The following is a 14613-nucleotide window of genomic DNA, read 5'->3' as shown; positions in this document are numbered from 1 at the left end:
ATTATGGCTACAGTAATTAATATGCCGCGCTTGAGCGACACCATGGAAGAAGGAGTTGTTGCGAAGTGGCTTGTTAAAAAAGGAGATAAAGTAAATGAAGGAGACATCCTTGCAGAAATAGAAACCGATAAAGCCACGATGGAGTTTGAGTCTTTTTATGAAGGGACTTTACTTCATGTAGGTATTGAGGAAGGAGAGACAGCACCAGTTGATCAATTACTTGCTATTATTGGTGAAGAAGGAGAGGATATTTCGAGCCTGTTAAATGGAGGCGAAGCACCAGTTGCAGAGGCACCAACAGAAAGTAAAGAAGAAGCTAAACCAGCAGCAGCTTCGGGTAGTACAGAAATACCTGAAGGAGTAGAAGTGATTACAATGCCAAGGTTGAGTGATACCATGGAGGAAGGAACAGTGGCAACCTGGTTAAAGAAGGTAGGAGATGCTGTCGAAGAGGGAGATATTCTTGCAGAGATCGAGACAGATAAAGCTACAATGGAGTTCGAATCCTTTTATAGCGGTACGTTATTATATGTTGGTATTGAAGAAGGACAAACAGCGCCTGTAGATGTGTTATTGGCAATTATTGGTCCAGCAGGAACTGATGTTTCTGGGTTAAAGGACGGAGTGACAACTTCGACTTCGGCTTCTGCACCAAAAGAAGCGGCAAAAGAAGAAGTAAAAAGCGAAGCAGCAGCAGAAGTTGCAAAAACGAATACCTCTGGAGGTAGAGTTTTTGTATCTCCTTTAGCAAAGAAAATTGCAGCTGATAAAGGAATTGATCTTTCTCAAGTAACAGGTACAGGAGAGAATGGTCGTATTGTTAAGAAAGATGTAGAGTCATTTACTCCTTCTGCGGCAAAAAGTGCTCCGGCAGCAGTAACGCCAGCGGCATCTTCTGCTCCGGCGATACAAACTTTTACACCAGCAGGAGAAGAAAGTTTCGAAGAAGTGAAAAACTCACAAATGCGTAAGGCAATTGCAAAGAGTCTTTCTGCTTCAAAATTTACAGCACCGCATTATTATCTTACTATAGAGGTTGATATGGATAATGCAATAGCTTCAAGAAAAACGATAAATGCATTGCCAGATACAAAGGTGTCTTTTAATGATATGGTAGTTAAGGCTTGTGCAATGGCATTACGAAGACATCCACAAGTAAATACTTCATGGAAAGATGATGCTACTGTATATCATAAGCAGATAAGTATTGGGGTGGCTGTAGCTGTACCAGACGGTTTAGTTGTGCCCGTGCTTAAGTTTACAGATCACATGAACATTATGGAAATAGATGTTAAAGTTAGAGATCTTGCAAAACGAGCTAGAGATAAAAAATTAACACCACAAGAAATGAGTGGTAGTACATTTACGGTATCTAATTTGGGTATGTTTGGTATTCAGGAGTTTACTTCTATTATCAATCAGCCTAACTCAGCAATCTTATCGGTTGGTGCAATTGTAGAGAAGCCCGTTGTTAAAGATGGTCAGATCGTTGTAGGTAATACAATGAAAGTTACACTTGCTTGTGATCACAGAACTGTTGATGGTGCAACTGGAGCTCAGTTTTTACAAACATTACAGCAATATCTAGAAAATCCAGTTACTATGTTGGCATAGTTCAGACTGTACTATAATATTCATACAAAAATCCCGCTTCATATGAAGCGGGATTTTTTATCTTTATGCAAAACATAAATGTATGAGAAAGCATATCTTTTTAAGTCTAGTTATCATTCTATTTATTAATTGTAAGCAATCAACCATTGCGCAAGTAGATGCTATTGAAGACAAAAGTGTCGGCAAGGATAGTAAAGTCTTAGCTTCTGATGTTGCCACTATTGTCGAATTTTTGGCAAGTGATGAATTGAAAGGAAGGGATACTGGGAGCGAAGGTCTCGAGAAGGCAGCTCAGTTTATCGAAAAAGAATTAAAAAAACACAACGTTCAGCCCTATTTTGAAACCTATAGAGATGTTTTTGATGTAGAAGGAGTGTCTACATATAATATAGTCGGGTATCTAAAAGGGACTGATCCTGCTTTGGCTAATGAATTTGTGATTGTAGGAGCGCATTTTGATCATATTGGTGCAGCCAAAGAAGTAGACGGTGATTCTATCGCAAATGGAGCAAATGATAATGCAGCGGGAAGTAGTGCGGTTATCTCTTTAGCGAAACAATTTGCAAACTTAAAGGAAAGAAAAAGAAGTGTACTGTTTGTTCTTTTTGGCGCAGAAGAAAAAGGATTGTTAGGTTCAGAACATCTTTCTAAGGTGCTTCAAGAAAAAAAGATAGATGTGTATGCAATGGTTAATTTTGAAATGATAGGCGTGCCACTTAATGACAAACCATATAAGGCTTATATTACAGGATATGAGATGTCTAATATGGCAGAAAAAATGAATGAATATAGTGGTAGTGAGCTCATAGGGTATCTTCCTAAGGCCAAGGAGTTTGGGTTGTTTAAACGAAGTGATAATTATCCGTTTTACGAAAAATTTAAAATTCCGGCGCAAACCATTTCGACTTTTGATTTTACTAATTATCAATATTATCATCATGTAGATGATGAAGCATCGCAGATGAATTTTGATTTCATGGCAGAGTTAATTAACGATTGCCAAGCTGTGATTGCTAAAATATGTAATACGACTACCAAAGAGATTACTTTGAAATAAATTAAAACATCTCAACATATTATGTTGAGACGAGGCACATATGAAAAATATTATCATTACCGGAGCAAGTCGAGGGATAGGGTATGAACTGGCTAAGTTATTAGCCGATCAAGGACATCATGTATTAGCGTTATCTCGAAATGAAAAACCGATAGTAGAACTAAATCATGAGAATATTCACACATTTTCATTTGATATCAGTAAAGCATCGGACCTGAAAAAAATGACAAGCTTTATAGATACTACCTGGAAAAAGGTTGATATTTTAATTAATAATGCTGGGAGACTAATAAATAAACCTTTTGCAGAAATTACTACTCGAGAATTTGAAGAGGTGTATAAAGTAAATGTTTTTGGTGTGGCAGAAATTACCAAATGTATTCTACCTTATATGGTATCTGGGAGTCATGTTGTTACAGTAAGTAGTATGGGAGGGATACAGGGAAGTATGAAGTTTCCTGGATTAGCTGCATATAGTTCTAGTAAAGGAGCTGTAATTACACTTAGTGAGTTACTAGCAGAAGAATATAAAGAAAGTGGTATAGCATTTAATGTGTTGGCTTTAGGAGCTGTTCAGACAGAAATGCTAGAAGAAGCTTTTCCTGGATACCAAGCCCCATTGACAGCAATAGAAATGGCAAATTATATAAAGGATTTTGCGCTAACAGGTAATACTTTTTATAACGGAAAAGTACTTCAGGTATCTAGTAGTACACCATAAAAAATAATGTTTAGTGCTCTTTATTCGATGGGTATAAGACGATTATTTTATTTTTAACTTCTGAAGAGTATCGAAAGTTACTTTTGTCATTTTTAATTGTTTTTTTTCGATTTCTACTGTAGAAGTTTTGATTATTGATAGTACAGTGTCTATGGCGTTGTCAAAAACAACTGCTGTGGTTATTGTTTTTACAGAATCAGATACAATTGTGAATGGTGTAATGAGTTTAATTTCCTTAATATTACTTTCTTGTTGAGAAAATAATTCATTTTTCTTAGAGTTAAGTTCAAAGTCTGGATGGGATTGCGCTAGTTTTCTTTTATCAATAAGCTCCTGAAGTTTTTGTTTTATTAAGATCGTATATGCATCCTCTTCAGAAATAGTTATGTTTTCTTCTTCTAATTCTAAAGTATTTGACATTTCTCTTGTTTCCCTTTCTACGGATACCCTATTAGAACATGCTAAAAGTAAAAATAACAATACGATGAGAAAAATTTCTTTTATCATGACTTTACTCTGAATTTAAGTTTAACGATTTGCCCATTACGTTTTTGGGATTCTATAATCTCAATATTTTTTAAACTTTGAGTCGGAGTCGTTAATTTATTTATAAACTCCTCCTTTTTGAATATTTCTATGCCTAATCCATAGGGTAATACTTGAAAAATAATTGCATCTTTTGAAAGAATTTTGGATAATTGATTTCTTCTGTTTTTCCAATCATCTATTTTTCCATTGGCATAATAATGTAACATCAATGCATAATCATCTGTCCTGATTTGCAATTTTTCATGTAAATTGCTTGACGCTATCCTGTATATGGTGTCTGTTTTGTGATAGGGTGATTGTACTACAAAGTGAATATAATCATCTTTTGTTATCCATGTTATACACCCATCTTTACTTGTTCTTGTCTTAAAAGGGGATTCCTTATCATTTAATATGATAATTTCTAAGGGAGTATTAGTAATGGGTAAATTTCTATCCTGATCAATAAAACAAAAATGGAAAGTGTTTTCTGAGGAAGGCAAAAGAAAGAAAATCGGCAATGATATTACGCAAAGAAACACAATCCAAAACCACTTAGGTGCGTTTGATATGTTTGTGATTAGTGATTGATTTTTGGATTGGTGATTCTTAAAATCGTTCCAATTTGCATACCCACAATACTTAGATAGTAGATTTAGAATATCAATTCGAGGTAATTTCTGCGGTGAATTCTTAAAATAACTATAAAAAGACTTTTCACTAATTGAAGCTTTAACTTGTTTCTGTAAGTCTTCCTGAAATAGCGTGATATCTTGTCCTTTCCAGTTTTCGATATCCGCGCTGGATGAATTGTTTTCTTTTAAAAACTGCTGGTTTACTGCTTTTTTTAAGCGTTCGAATAGTATTTTTTCTTCAGTGGTAATAGTTTTATTTATTTGGTAGTTAGGTTATTATGTTTTTGTAAAACGATTTACAATTGTTTTGCAAAGGGTTTACAATGGATGCGGGGGTTTACATTCTAAGTTTGTTTTCAGTGAACAATATAAAAAATATAAAAATGAAAACGAACAAATTAGGATTGATTAGAATAGCAAGCTGTATTGCTCTTACATTATTTAGCTTTTCTTGCTCGCATGAAGAAATGGATAATAGGATAAATGAGGAGATTATTCTTGAGGATACAGGAGAGGTCTCCCCATCTCTTGCTCGCACGAATGGAGTCATGGGAGCTAATGAATTTGGTAAGGAAGAGAGGAAAAGTATTGATGATCGACTTAAGATTATAAGAAATGCCAATTGTCGTATCAAAGTAAAAGATGTCACCGAAGCTACATTGTTGACAAAGAAAATGGTCTCAAAGTATAATGGCTATGTGTCAGAAGAAAAGTTTGTGAATACAAATTATAAAAAGGAGAATAGTTGTACGATTAGAATTCCAGAAGGTCAATTTGATGCTGTATTAGATAGTATATGCAATGTAGCTGAGTTCATAGATCATAAAAATATAACAACAATCGATGTCACAGAAGAATATGTAGATATTACCTCAAGGCTGAAAACGAAATTTGAGGTTAAACAACGATATGAAACTATTTTGATGAAACGGGCCAAAACTGTAGAAGATATCCTAAAAACTGAAGAGAAGCTTAGTAAACTTCAGGAAGAAATTGAGTCTGCACAGGGGCGATTGAATTATCTAGGTAATAAAGTAGCTTACAGTACGATTCATATAGATATTTATGAGACCGTTATTCCTGTTAAAGAACCCGAAGAATATAAACCAGGTTTTTTTGATAAAATAAAAAAGGGAGTAAATTACGGATGGTCTTTGGTTCAAAGCATTGTAATAGCAGTGTTTTATTTATGGCCGTTTCTGGTTTTAGGGGTGATTGTTTTTATTTATTTCAGAAAGTTAAGGAAATGAAAATAATAAATTAAGCGTACATTCTCGTGCGCTTAATTTCGTATTTTGCGCGTGTAAAAAGTAAAAGTTAAGTATTTGAAGGAGATCTTAAGTCGATATATACCAGAGCGGTCAATAGACCAAGCTTTTGACTTGATTGTGACGTGCGATGTTCATTTAAAGATTGTTAATGAACGTGTAACTAGGCATGGCGACTATCGAAAAATGCCAGATGGGAGACATCAGATTACAGTAAATGCCTCTCTTAATAAATATAGGTTTCTTATCACATTAATTCATGAGATAGCTCATTTGGTAGCTTTTGAGCAGTATGGCCGTTATATCAAGCCTCATGGGGTAGAATGGAAACGTACTTTTCAAAAACTCATGTTACCGTATATAAATCCAGAGATTTTTCCGAGTAAATTATTACCTGTGATAGCGAATCATTTTAAAAACCCCAAAGCAAGTAGTGATACGGATGAAAAATTATCATTGGCCCTAAAACAGTTCGATCCTCCAAACGATAAAAGTTATATATTTGAGTTGCCATTTGGGAGTACCTTTAGACTCTATAATGGTAAGATTTTCAAAAAAGTGAATAAAAAGGTAAAGCGCTATGAGTGTATTGAACTTAGTACTGGTAGAATATACCTTTTTAATCCAAACGCCGAAGTTGAATTATTAAGTTGATTTATGAATAATAATTATTATGCAGTCTTAATGGCTGGTGGTATAGGATCAAGATTCTGGCCTGTAAGTACAACAGAATTTCCTAAGCAGTTTCATGATATGCTAGGAACAGGAGAAACTTTGATTCAACGTACATTTGGGCGTTTAGCTAAGATTGTTCCGCCTCAAAACATATTTATCCTTACAAATGAGCGGTATAATGATTTGGTTTTAGAACAATTACCACAAGCTGAGCAGCGACAAGTAGTAACCGAACCAGCAATGCGTAATACAGCTCCCTGTATTTTGTATGCAGCATTAAAAATACAAAAAGAAAACCCCAATGCTGTGATGGTTGTAGCTCCCAGTGACCATTGGATAGAGGATGAGGATGCATTTATTGATAATTTAGAACAGAGTTTTAAACTCTGTGCTCAATCTGATATATTAATGACTTTAGGGATTCAGCCAGGGTTTCCGAATACAGGATATGGCTATATTCAATATGATAAAGAAGGTAAGAATTCACATAAAGAAGTAGCACAATTTACAGAAAAACCCGATTACCCAACAGCAAAAAAATTCATTAGTGAAGGTAATTATTTGTGGAATGCTGGGATCTTTATTTGGAGTGTGAAAAGTATTGTAGGCGCTTTTGCAAAGTTTCAAAAAGAAATGACCGCATTATTCGAAAAAGGTATTGCCGTCTATAATACTGAACAAGAACATGATTTTATTGCTTCAAATTACCCACTTTCTGAGAATATATCTATAGATTACGCGATACTAGAAAAAGCGACAAATGTCTATGTGCTTCCTGCTACATTTGATTGGAATGATCTTGGAACCTGGGGTTCTTTGTACGATAAGTTAGATAAAACAGAAACAGATAATGCGGTAGTCAATGCAAGTTTATTGGCAGAAGATGCATCTGGTAATATGATACGAACAACGAATAATAAAGTGGTTGTTGTTGATGGACTACAGGACTATATTATTGTTGATAAAGAAGAAGTACTGTTGATTTATCCGAAAAGTAAAGAACAGGATATTAAGAAAGTACTTAAGAAAGTAAAAGATACATACGGCGAGCAATACGGATAAATAAAATTATGGAAGAGCAGAAAAATCAACCGGGGACTGATCAGGATCAGATTGCCGAATCTGTAAAAAGAGATGCAAAAGGTCTTTTTGAGAGTCTTACTAAGTTTCTAAGAGAGTTATTAGATATTAGGTTAGAAACAGATAAGGATCAAACGATCCAAGATGTAAAAAATGACATTCCTTTTAAAGGGCATAATGCTTGGATTCTTATTTTTTCTGTATTTGTCGCTTCTATAGGACTTAATGTGAGTTCTACCGCTGTGGTTATTGGTGCGATGTTAATTTCTCCTTTAATGGGGCCAATTGTCGGGATCGGGCTATCGATTGCTATCAATGATATCGATACGCTAAGAAGGTCTTTGGTAAACTTAGGTGTAATGGTAGGGCTAAGTGTTATTGCTGCTACTTTATATTTTTGGGCTTCTCCTTTGACAGAGTTGACTCCTGAGTTAGAATCCAGAACAGCACCCACGATTCTTGATGTATTAGTAGCAATTTTTGGAGGACTAGCGTTAATTATAGCAAAATCAAAAAAAGGGACAATGGCAAATGCGATTGCTGGTGTTGCGATTGCTACTGCCTTAATGCCTCCATTATGTACGGTGGGATATGGTATTGCAGAATGGGAACCATTATATGCACTCGGAGCTCTTTATTTGTTTTCTATTAATGCAACTTTTATAGCCTTGTCTACTTTTATCGTAGCAAAACTATTACGTTTTCCGATGCTCAGATACGCTAATTCTGCGCGAAGAAAACGAACAGCACAATTTGCATCTTTATTAGCGATTTGTGTAATGATACCTGCTATTTATACATTTTATACAACCCTTAATGAAAGTAATGCAGCTAGAGACTACAAAGCTTTTATGGTAGAAGAAATTGATTCTAATGAAAATTTATATCTGCGAAAAGACTTTTATAATTATGATGAGGAATCTATAAAGCTATACTTTGATGGAGAGATTAATGAGGCAACGATTAGTGATTTACAAAACGAAATAAAAAAATATCCTGGGATCGAAAATTTTAAATTATCTATAAATGGTAATAAATCCAGAGGTATTGATCAGATATCAAAAGCTTATGAGCGATCTATCGAGCAAATAAATCGTTTAGAAAAAGAAAATGACAAGTTGTTGGATGAAATTGAAGGATTTAAGATCAAAATGGCAGGATTAGAAACACAACTTAGGGAGGCTAATAAAGTAGTGCCAGTTGATGTGATGCCATATAGCTTGATAGCAAAAGATGCCAAAATTCGTTTTCCAGACTTAGCAGAATTAGGATATGGAGAAGTATTAAAGTCAAATTTCTTAAAAGTAGATACGGTTAAGGTTATTTTTCCACGATGGAAATTTAAAGTGTCGGATAGCATTCATACAGAAAGAGTGGATAAATTGCATCGCTGGATTATCAAAGAAATGAAAGTAGACACTTTATACGTAGAATAAGGGTATGTTTTGTGTTTTTAATTAAAGCCCTTTTAGTTGAGCGTCACGAACTTTTTTGAAAAGATTAGATGAATATACAAATTCAGTAACAGCCTTATTATCTGTTTTGAATATTTGGGACTTATCACCTTCCCACTCTAAATAACCGTTTTTGAGGAAAACAATCTTTTCTCCAATCTCCATAACAGAATTCATATCGTGCGTATTGATTACAGTTGTAATATTATTCTCTTCGGTGATCTCTTTGATTAGATTATCAATTACAATGGCTGTTCTTGGATCTAGCCCTGAGTTTGGTTCATCACAGAATAAGTATCTTGGTTTGGTAACAATGGCACGAGCAATTGCTACGCGTTTTTGCATACCACCACTGATTTCTGACGGAAGTTTGGTGTTCGCATTTTCCAGATTAACACGTGCTATAACTTCATTTACACGTTCTAGCATTTCTTCCCTTTTTTGCTTTGTAAACATCATTAACGGAAACATGACATTCTCCTCTACTGTCATAGAATCAAATAAAGCACTCCCCTGAAAAACCATACCCATTTGTTCTCTTAAATTTCTTTGCTCTTCAAGAGTTAGATCAGAATAAATATCACCATCATAAGATATTGATCCTGTTTCAGGTGTAAAAAGCCCGAGAAGACATTTTAAGAACACTGTTTTACCACTACCACTAGTTCCAATAATCAGATTTGTTTTGCCACGGTCAAAAGAAGTTGTAATTCCTTTTAGAATTTCTTCTCCATTAAACCCCTTGTGTAGATTTTTAACTTCTATCATGCGCTAAGTAATAATTGGGTGAGAATATAATTAGAGATAATAATAGCAACAGTAGTCCAAACAAACGCCGATGTACTTGCTTTACCCACTTCTAGCGCACCACCTCTCATATAATATCCATGAAATGATGGGATTGTTGCAAGTAGGAAAGAAAATAAAAAAGTCTTTAGAAAAGCATACACCAGATGGTAAGGGATAAATTCTTCTCTAAGTCCTGTTAAAAATTCGGAACTCGAAATAAACCCGCCATAAACTCCTGCAACATAAGCGCCAAGTATTCCTGTGAACATAGCTATCGCAATAACAAACGGATACATTAGCATGGCAATAATCTTAGGGAATACAAGGTAGTTAAGAGAGTTAATCCCCATTACTTCTAAAGCATCAATCTGTTCTGTTACTCTCATGGTACCAATACTTGAGGTAATAAAGGATCCAACTTTACCAGCCATAATCACTGAAATAAATGTAGGAGCAAATTCGAGAATTACAGACTGGCGAGAGGCAAACGCAATTAATTTTTTAGGAATTAAAGGATCTGTAAGATTTAGTGCTGTCTGAATTGCTACCACAGCACCAATAAAGAAAGCAAGAAACATCGTTATTCCTAAGGACCCCATAATCAAATCGTCAATTTCTTTGAGAATAAGATTTCGTAATACAGAACCTTTTGTCATTCGACTAAAAACTCCTTTTAACATTAAGAAATAACGACCAATATCGTCTATATAAAACATTCTTTATCGATTAGAGAAGCTAAAATAGAAAAAAAAATAGCCATAGCATTTAACCTTTTATTAAAGTTTTACATTTGTACAAATCATATTTTTGCTGTCTAAACAATTAAGGTAATGATAAAAAAAATATTCTTGATCTTTTGGTGTGCCATGGGATCTATTATGGGATACTCTCAAGATGCGGATAAAATAAATACTTCACCAAAACTTGTGGTAGGTATTGTAGTTGATCAAATGCGATATGATTATCTAACAAGATTTTATAATCGATTCGAAAATGATGGATTTAAGCGAATGATTAGAGAGGGATACAACTGCAAAAATACTCATTTTGATTATGTGCCAACATATACAGGACCAGGACATGCGTCTATATTTACAGGTACTACTCCTCAAAATCATGGTATTATATCCAATAACTGGTATGATAAATTTAGTAAAGAGAGCGTATATTGCGCTAGTGACTCTTCGGTAAAAGCAGTAGGCTCTGATAGTGAATTAGAGCGAATGTCTCCGCATCGTATGAAAACTACCACTGTTGCGGATCAAAACAGGTTACATACTCAATTAAGAGGGAAAACTATAGGTATTGCCATAAAAGATAGAGGTGCCATTTTACCAGCAGGACACTCGGCAAACGGAGCGTATTGGTTTAGAGGTAAAGATGAAGGGAAATGGATCACAAGCACGTATTATAGAAATGAATTACCTAATTGGGTCAAGAAATTTAATGATTCTGATCAAGCAGAATCTTACTTAAAGGTTTGGGGTACACTGCATGATACAAAAACATATGTAGAAAGTGGGCCAGATCAAAATGTATTCGAAGGAGGATATAAAGGTAAAGAGGAAGTCACTTTTCCTTATGATCTTAAGAAGTTAAAAGATCAGAATATGGGATATGATATTATAAAGGCCTCAGCTTATGGCAATAGTTTGACAGCCGATTTTGCTATTGCAGCAATTGACGGCGAACAATTGGGAGCAGATGATGTGACAGATTTTCTAACCGTTAGTTTTTCAAGTACAGATTATGTTGGACATAATTTTGGAGTAAACTCAAAGGAAATTCAGGACACCTATTTGCGATTAGATGCCGATTTAGCTCGATTTTTTAATGCGTTAGATGCTAAGGTGGGTAAAGGGAAATATACTGTTTTTCTTACCGCAGATCATGGAGCAGTACATGTGCCTTCTTACTTACAGTCGGTAAAAATACCTGCAGGTTATTTTGATAGAGATGTTTTTGCTACGAAAGTTAATAATTATGTAAAAGAAGAATTTAAAGTAGAGGGACTAATAGAAAACATATCTAATAATCAATTGTTTTTTGATTATACAAAATTGAAGAAAAATAATATCGCCAAAAAAGACCTACAAGAGGCATTGGCTCATTTTATTCTTCAAGAAGATCAGGTAGATAAAGTATTTACCAGAGATCAATTAGAAAAAGGAGAATATACAAGAGGGATAGCTAGTTTGATTCAAAAAGGGTATAATCAAAAAAGAAGTGGAGATATAGTTGTAGTAATGGATCCAGCAACAATATCATACTCTAAAACAGGATCTACTCATGGTAGTGGCCTTATGTATGATACACATGCTCCTCTACTATTTTTTGGACAGGGAATAGAAAAAGGAAGTACCACAGTAGAAACTAAAATAACGGATATTGCACCTACCATTGCCGCTTTATTAGGAATCGCATTTCCTAATGGTGCAACTGGTGATGTGTTGCCTTTTGTTTTAAAATAATATTAGGAATACTGATGTAAAAGTCGTTTTCTAAAAAAAATGTCGAAATAAAGAAACCTTTATTTCGACATTTTTTTAGTAATGATTAGTCACTTGTTAACTATTATTATGGGATTAATTCTATAGAACCCCATGTAGATGGGTTTAATTCAGAGACACCTGCAGGCCATAAAGCATACACCCCGAATCCTGCAGAGGTGTCAAAGTCAATATAACTTAATTGTATGCGCACTTCTACAGTGTCGTTACTATAGGTCCAATCATTATTTGCTTGCCATTCGTCTTTTTCTTTTTTACAGTTATTATATAATAAGTTAATATCACCTTGGGCTTGGCAATCTGATGCAGAAACATGAAAATACCAATCATCTGACATAAATTCTTCTGATTGATCTTTATTAATGTCAAAAAAGAACTCTAACAGATATTCTCCTGCGGATTCACTTACAACATCTGTAAAAGCTAACATTAAATGCGTGTCATTGTATTTAACCAGTAGTTCGGCATTTTCATGACCTACATTACTCAATGATATCGTCGTGGCATCTGTCCATTCTTCATTTGATATGATTCCGTCAATAGTAATATCATTTCCTTTTGGAGCATAAATAGTATTTTCTGAAACAATAATGTCTTTGGTAGTGAACTCTAATTCTTCACCATATGTAGTAACATCGTCTTCATTAGTTATATATGCTTTATAATAATATTTGGTGTCAGCAAGAAGGCCTGATAATGTACTCGTATAATCAGAGGCACCAGACCCTTGATATGTTTGGCTATTATTTATGATATCTAGATTTGGCTCGGTACCATAGCAAACACCTTTTTCGATGATTTCACTTCCTGAGTAGTCAGATAACATTCCTCCTGTATCTGCAGACGAAGAAGTTATGTTGGTTACCTCTACAGTAGAAATTTTTGTTTGTTCATTGTTATCCTCTCCTAGCGTAGTAAAATTAAGTTCTTCGCCATATGAGGTGCCTTTTGCATTTGTTGCATACGCTTTATAATAATATTGGGTGTTGGGGATTAGATTAGTAACGAGACTTTTGTATGTGTTCCCATCAAGGTTATCAATAGTTTTTTCGCTTTCTATTGTAGGATTTGTTTCGGTACTATAACAAACTCCTAGTTTTGTTATTTCACTTCCTCCATCATCATTTAAGGTTCCGCCAGTACTAGTAGAAATAGCAGTGATATTAGATGCGGGAATCGTAGAAACAGAAGGTTTGGTGTCAAATTGATCATCGTTTAATTCTTCTTCTAATGGATCATCGCTTTTACATCCAGAGATAGAAAAAAGGAATAAAAGGATAGTGATGAAAAGGGTTGGATTGAGTAATTTAGTGTTCATTTGTTTTGAATTGGTATGAATAAATGTTTCAGTGTTTACTTTTTGTTGAAGAATACTTCGAGGTAGTAATGCTTAATATTTCTTTAGAAAAAAGGCATAGTGTTTTTAAGGAAATAAAAATAAAGACTGTATTGATGATTTACAGGATTTATTCCCTATTAATAAGCTAGGGGAAAACCCTGAAAAATGATTTTTAAGATCAAGAGTGTAACCCAAAATTATGGAGAAATGTTAGGATTAGAAAGCTAGACATGGCACTTCTAATCTAAAAAACCTAGTTCCATGGCTTTTTTTATAAGTCCAACCATGTTACGTGCTCCAAATTTTAATAATAGGTTCTTTCTGTGAGTTTCTACGGTTTTTTTACTAATGAACAACTTTTCAGAAATTTCCTGTGTCGTAAGTTCTTGTGCTATTAGCTGTATGATCTCTTCTTCTCTAAAAGTGAGTTCTATTTGATTAATTTCTATTTCCGTTTTGTTAACTATATAATTAAGGATGATCTCATTGATTGAGCGGGTATAATATTTTTTTCCGCTAAGAATAGCGGGAATGGCTTCTGATAGATCTTGTATACTATCTTCTTTAAGTAATAGTCCATCGACCTGAATAGTGTATAATTGTTTGATCATCCATATTTTTTTATGCTGACTAATTACAATGATTTTTGTTTTGGGGTAGTGTTCTTTTACTTTACGACATAATGCAATGCCATCATTACCTTCCATGGATATGTCTGTAATCAAAAAATGGTAATCATCATGAGAGAATTTTTTAAAAGCACTACTTCCAGATTTAGCAAAATCAATTTTTGAGTTAGGCCAATTCTTTTGTATAACATTAAACAATCCTTGTAAAACAACTTCATGGTCATCACATATTAGAAAACTACTTGGATTAAGACTCATAGTTAGGTGCTTTTTATTTTTTTAGAGTGTCTTGTCCTGAAATAGCGTTACAATTA

Annotated in this window: 14 protein-coding genes; 8 read left to right on the top strand and 6 right to left on the bottom strand. The window is 34.3% G+C overall.

The features are described from left to right. The first annotated feature begins 3 nt into the window (after nucleotides 1-3). From DZ60_RS0116965 to DZ60_RS0116955, 3 genes are all read left to right on the top strand, one after another. Nucleotides 4-1614, top strand: coding sequence for a pyruvate dehydrogenase complex dihydrolipoamide acetyltransferase (locus DZ60_RS0116965; RefSeq protein WP_025743223.1), 1611 nt, complete (start codon nucleotides 4-6; stop codon nucleotides 1612-1614). A gap of 82 nt (nucleotides 1615-1696) precedes the next feature. Next, entirely contained in the window at nucleotides 1697-2671 is a 975-nt protein-coding gene (locus DZ60_RS0116960) for a M20/M25/M40 family metallo-hydrolase (protein WP_025743222.1), read from the top strand. Between the two features lie 40 nt (nucleotides 2672-2711). After that, nucleotides 2712-3392, top strand: coding sequence for an SDR family NAD(P)-dependent oxidoreductase (locus tag DZ60_RS0116955; protein WP_025743221.1), 681 nt, complete (start codon nucleotides 2712-2714; stop codon nucleotides 3390-3392). Nucleotides 3393-3434: 42 nt separating this feature from the next. Here the strand turns inward: DZ60_RS0116955 and DZ60_RS0116950 are convergent, their stop codons facing one another. Both DZ60_RS0116950 and DZ60_RS0116945 read right to left on the bottom strand, forming a co-directional pair. Further along, the gene (locus tag DZ60_RS0116950; RefSeq protein WP_152537465.1) at nucleotides 3435-3812 is read right to left on the bottom strand and encodes a hypothetical protein; all 378 of its coding nucleotides are present in this window, start codon (nucleotides 3810-3812) and stop codon (nucleotides 3435-3437) included. An 83-nt stretch (nucleotides 3813-3895) separates the two neighbouring features. Further along, nucleotides 3896-4423 (bottom strand): hypothetical protein, encoded by a 528-nt coding sequence (locus tag DZ60_RS0116945; protein WP_152537464.1) that lies wholly within the window; start codon nucleotides 4421-4423, stop codon nucleotides 3896-3898. Between the two features lie 515 nt (nucleotides 4424-4938). On the opposite strand from DZ60_RS0116945, the gene DZ60_RS0116940 reads away from it, so the two are divergent. The 4 genes from DZ60_RS0116940 (at nucleotide 4939) to DZ60_RS0116925 (ending at nucleotide 9014) form a co-directional block, all read left to right on the top strand. Beyond that, the gene (locus tag DZ60_RS0116940) at nucleotides 4939-5805 is read left to right on the top strand and encodes a DUF4349 domain-containing protein (protein WP_161634440.1); all 867 of its coding nucleotides are present in this window, start codon (nucleotides 4939-4941) and stop codon (nucleotides 5803-5805) included. 75 nt (nucleotides 5806-5880) lie between these two features. After that, complete coding sequence (locus DZ60_RS0116935; protein WP_025743217.1) at nucleotides 5881-6477, top strand: SprT-like domain-containing protein; 597 nt, start codon at nucleotides 5881-5883, stop codon at nucleotides 6475-6477. Nucleotides 6478-6480: 3 nt separating this feature from the next. After that, entirely contained in the window at nucleotides 6481-7560 is a 1080-nt protein-coding gene (locus DZ60_RS0116930; RefSeq protein ID WP_025743216.1) for a mannose-1-phosphate guanylyltransferase, read from the top strand. Nucleotides 7561-7568: 8 nt separating this feature from the next. Further along, nucleotides 7569-9014 (top strand): DUF389 domain-containing protein, encoded by a 1446-nt coding sequence (locus tag DZ60_RS0116925; RefSeq protein ID WP_025743215.1) that lies wholly within the window; start codon nucleotides 7569-7571, stop codon nucleotides 9012-9014. Between the two features lie 21 nt (nucleotides 9015-9035). On the opposite strand, the gene DZ60_RS0116920 is transcribed toward DZ60_RS0116925, so the two are convergent. After that, nucleotides 9036-9800, bottom strand: a complete 765-nt coding sequence (locus tag DZ60_RS0116920; protein ID WP_025743214.1) for an ABC transporter ATP-binding protein — start codon at nucleotides 9798-9800, stop codon at nucleotides 9036-9038. Next, complete coding sequence (locus DZ60_RS0116915) at nucleotides 9797-10537, bottom strand: MlaE family ABC transporter permease (protein ID WP_025743213.1); 741 nt, start codon at nucleotides 10535-10537, stop codon at nucleotides 9797-9799. The genes DZ60_RS0116920 and DZ60_RS0116915 overlap by 4 nt, the downstream gene beginning before the upstream one ends. 114 nt (nucleotides 10538-10651) lie before the next feature. Here DZ60_RS0116915 and pafA point away from each other — a divergent pair, with 114 nt between their 5' ends. Further along, nucleotides 10652-12292 (top strand): alkaline phosphatase PafA, encoded by a 1641-nt coding sequence (gene pafA, locus DZ60_RS0116910; protein WP_025743212.1) that lies wholly within the window; start codon nucleotides 10652-10654, stop codon nucleotides 12290-12292. 106 nt (nucleotides 12293-12398) lie between these two features. On the opposite strand, the gene DZ60_RS0116905 is transcribed toward pafA, so the two are convergent. Further along, complete coding sequence (locus DZ60_RS0116905) at nucleotides 12399-13649, bottom strand: fibronectin type III domain-containing protein (protein WP_025743211.1); 1251 nt, start codon at nucleotides 13647-13649, stop codon at nucleotides 12399-12401. A gap of 260 nt (nucleotides 13650-13909) precedes the next feature. Continuing rightward, nucleotides 13910-14557, bottom strand: coding sequence for a response regulator (locus DZ60_RS0116900; protein WP_025743210.1), 648 nt, complete (start codon nucleotides 14555-14557; stop codon nucleotides 13910-13912). Nucleotides 14558-14613 lie beyond the last annotated feature (56 nt).

This window comes from Aquimarina pacifica (assembly GCF_000520955.1).
Taxonomy (GTDB): Bacteria; Bacteroidota; Bacteroidia; order Flavobacteriales; family Flavobacteriaceae; genus Aquimarina; species Aquimarina pacifica.
This window is presented reverse-complemented; position numbering and strand designations above follow the sequence as displayed.

Bases quoted from the DNA above. Each gene is read 5' to 3' on its own strand.
- pafA (WP_025743212.1), top strand. From the start codon at position 10,652: ATGATAAAAAAAATATTCTTGATCTTTTGGTGTGCCATGGGATCTATT.
- DZ60_RS0116965 (WP_025743223.1), top strand. From the start codon at position 4: ATGGCTACAGTAATTAATATGCCGCGCTTGAGCGACACCATGGAAGAA.
- DZ60_RS0116940 (WP_161634440.1), top strand. From the start codon at position 4,939: ATGAAAACGAACAAATTAGGATTGATTAGAATAGCAAGCTGTATTGCT.
- DZ60_RS0116930 (WP_025743216.1), top strand. From the start codon at position 6,481: ATGAATAATAATTATTATGCAGTCTTAATGGCTGGTGGTATAGGATCA.
- DZ60_RS0116915 (WP_025743213.1), bottom strand. From the start codon at position 10,537: ATGTTTTATATAGACGATATTGGTCGTTATTTCTTAATGTTAAAAGGA.
- DZ60_RS0116900 (WP_025743210.1), bottom strand. From the start codon at position 14,557: ATGAGTCTTAATCCAAGTAGTTTTCTAATATGTGATGACCATGAAGTT.
- DZ60_RS0116905 (WP_025743211.1), bottom strand. From the start codon at position 13,649: ATGAACACTAAATTACTCAATCCAACCCTTTTCATCACTATCCTTTTA.
- DZ60_RS0116925 (WP_025743215.1), top strand. From the start codon at position 7,569: ATGGAAGAGCAGAAAAATCAACCGGGGACTGATCAGGATCAGATTGCC.
- DZ60_RS0116920 (WP_025743214.1), bottom strand. From the start codon at position 9,800: ATGATAGAAGTTAAAAATCTACACAAGGGGTTTAATGGAGAAGAAATT.
- DZ60_RS0116960 (WP_025743222.1), top strand. From the start codon at position 1,697: ATGAGAAAGCATATCTTTTTAAGTCTAGTTATCATTCTATTTATTAAT.
- DZ60_RS0116950 (WP_152537465.1), bottom strand. From the start codon at position 3,812: ATGTCAAATACTTTAGAATTAGAAGAAGAAAACATAACTATTTCTGAA.
- DZ60_RS0116955 (WP_025743221.1), top strand. From the start codon at position 2,712: ATGAAAAATATTATCATTACCGGAGCAAGTCGAGGGATAGGGTATGAA.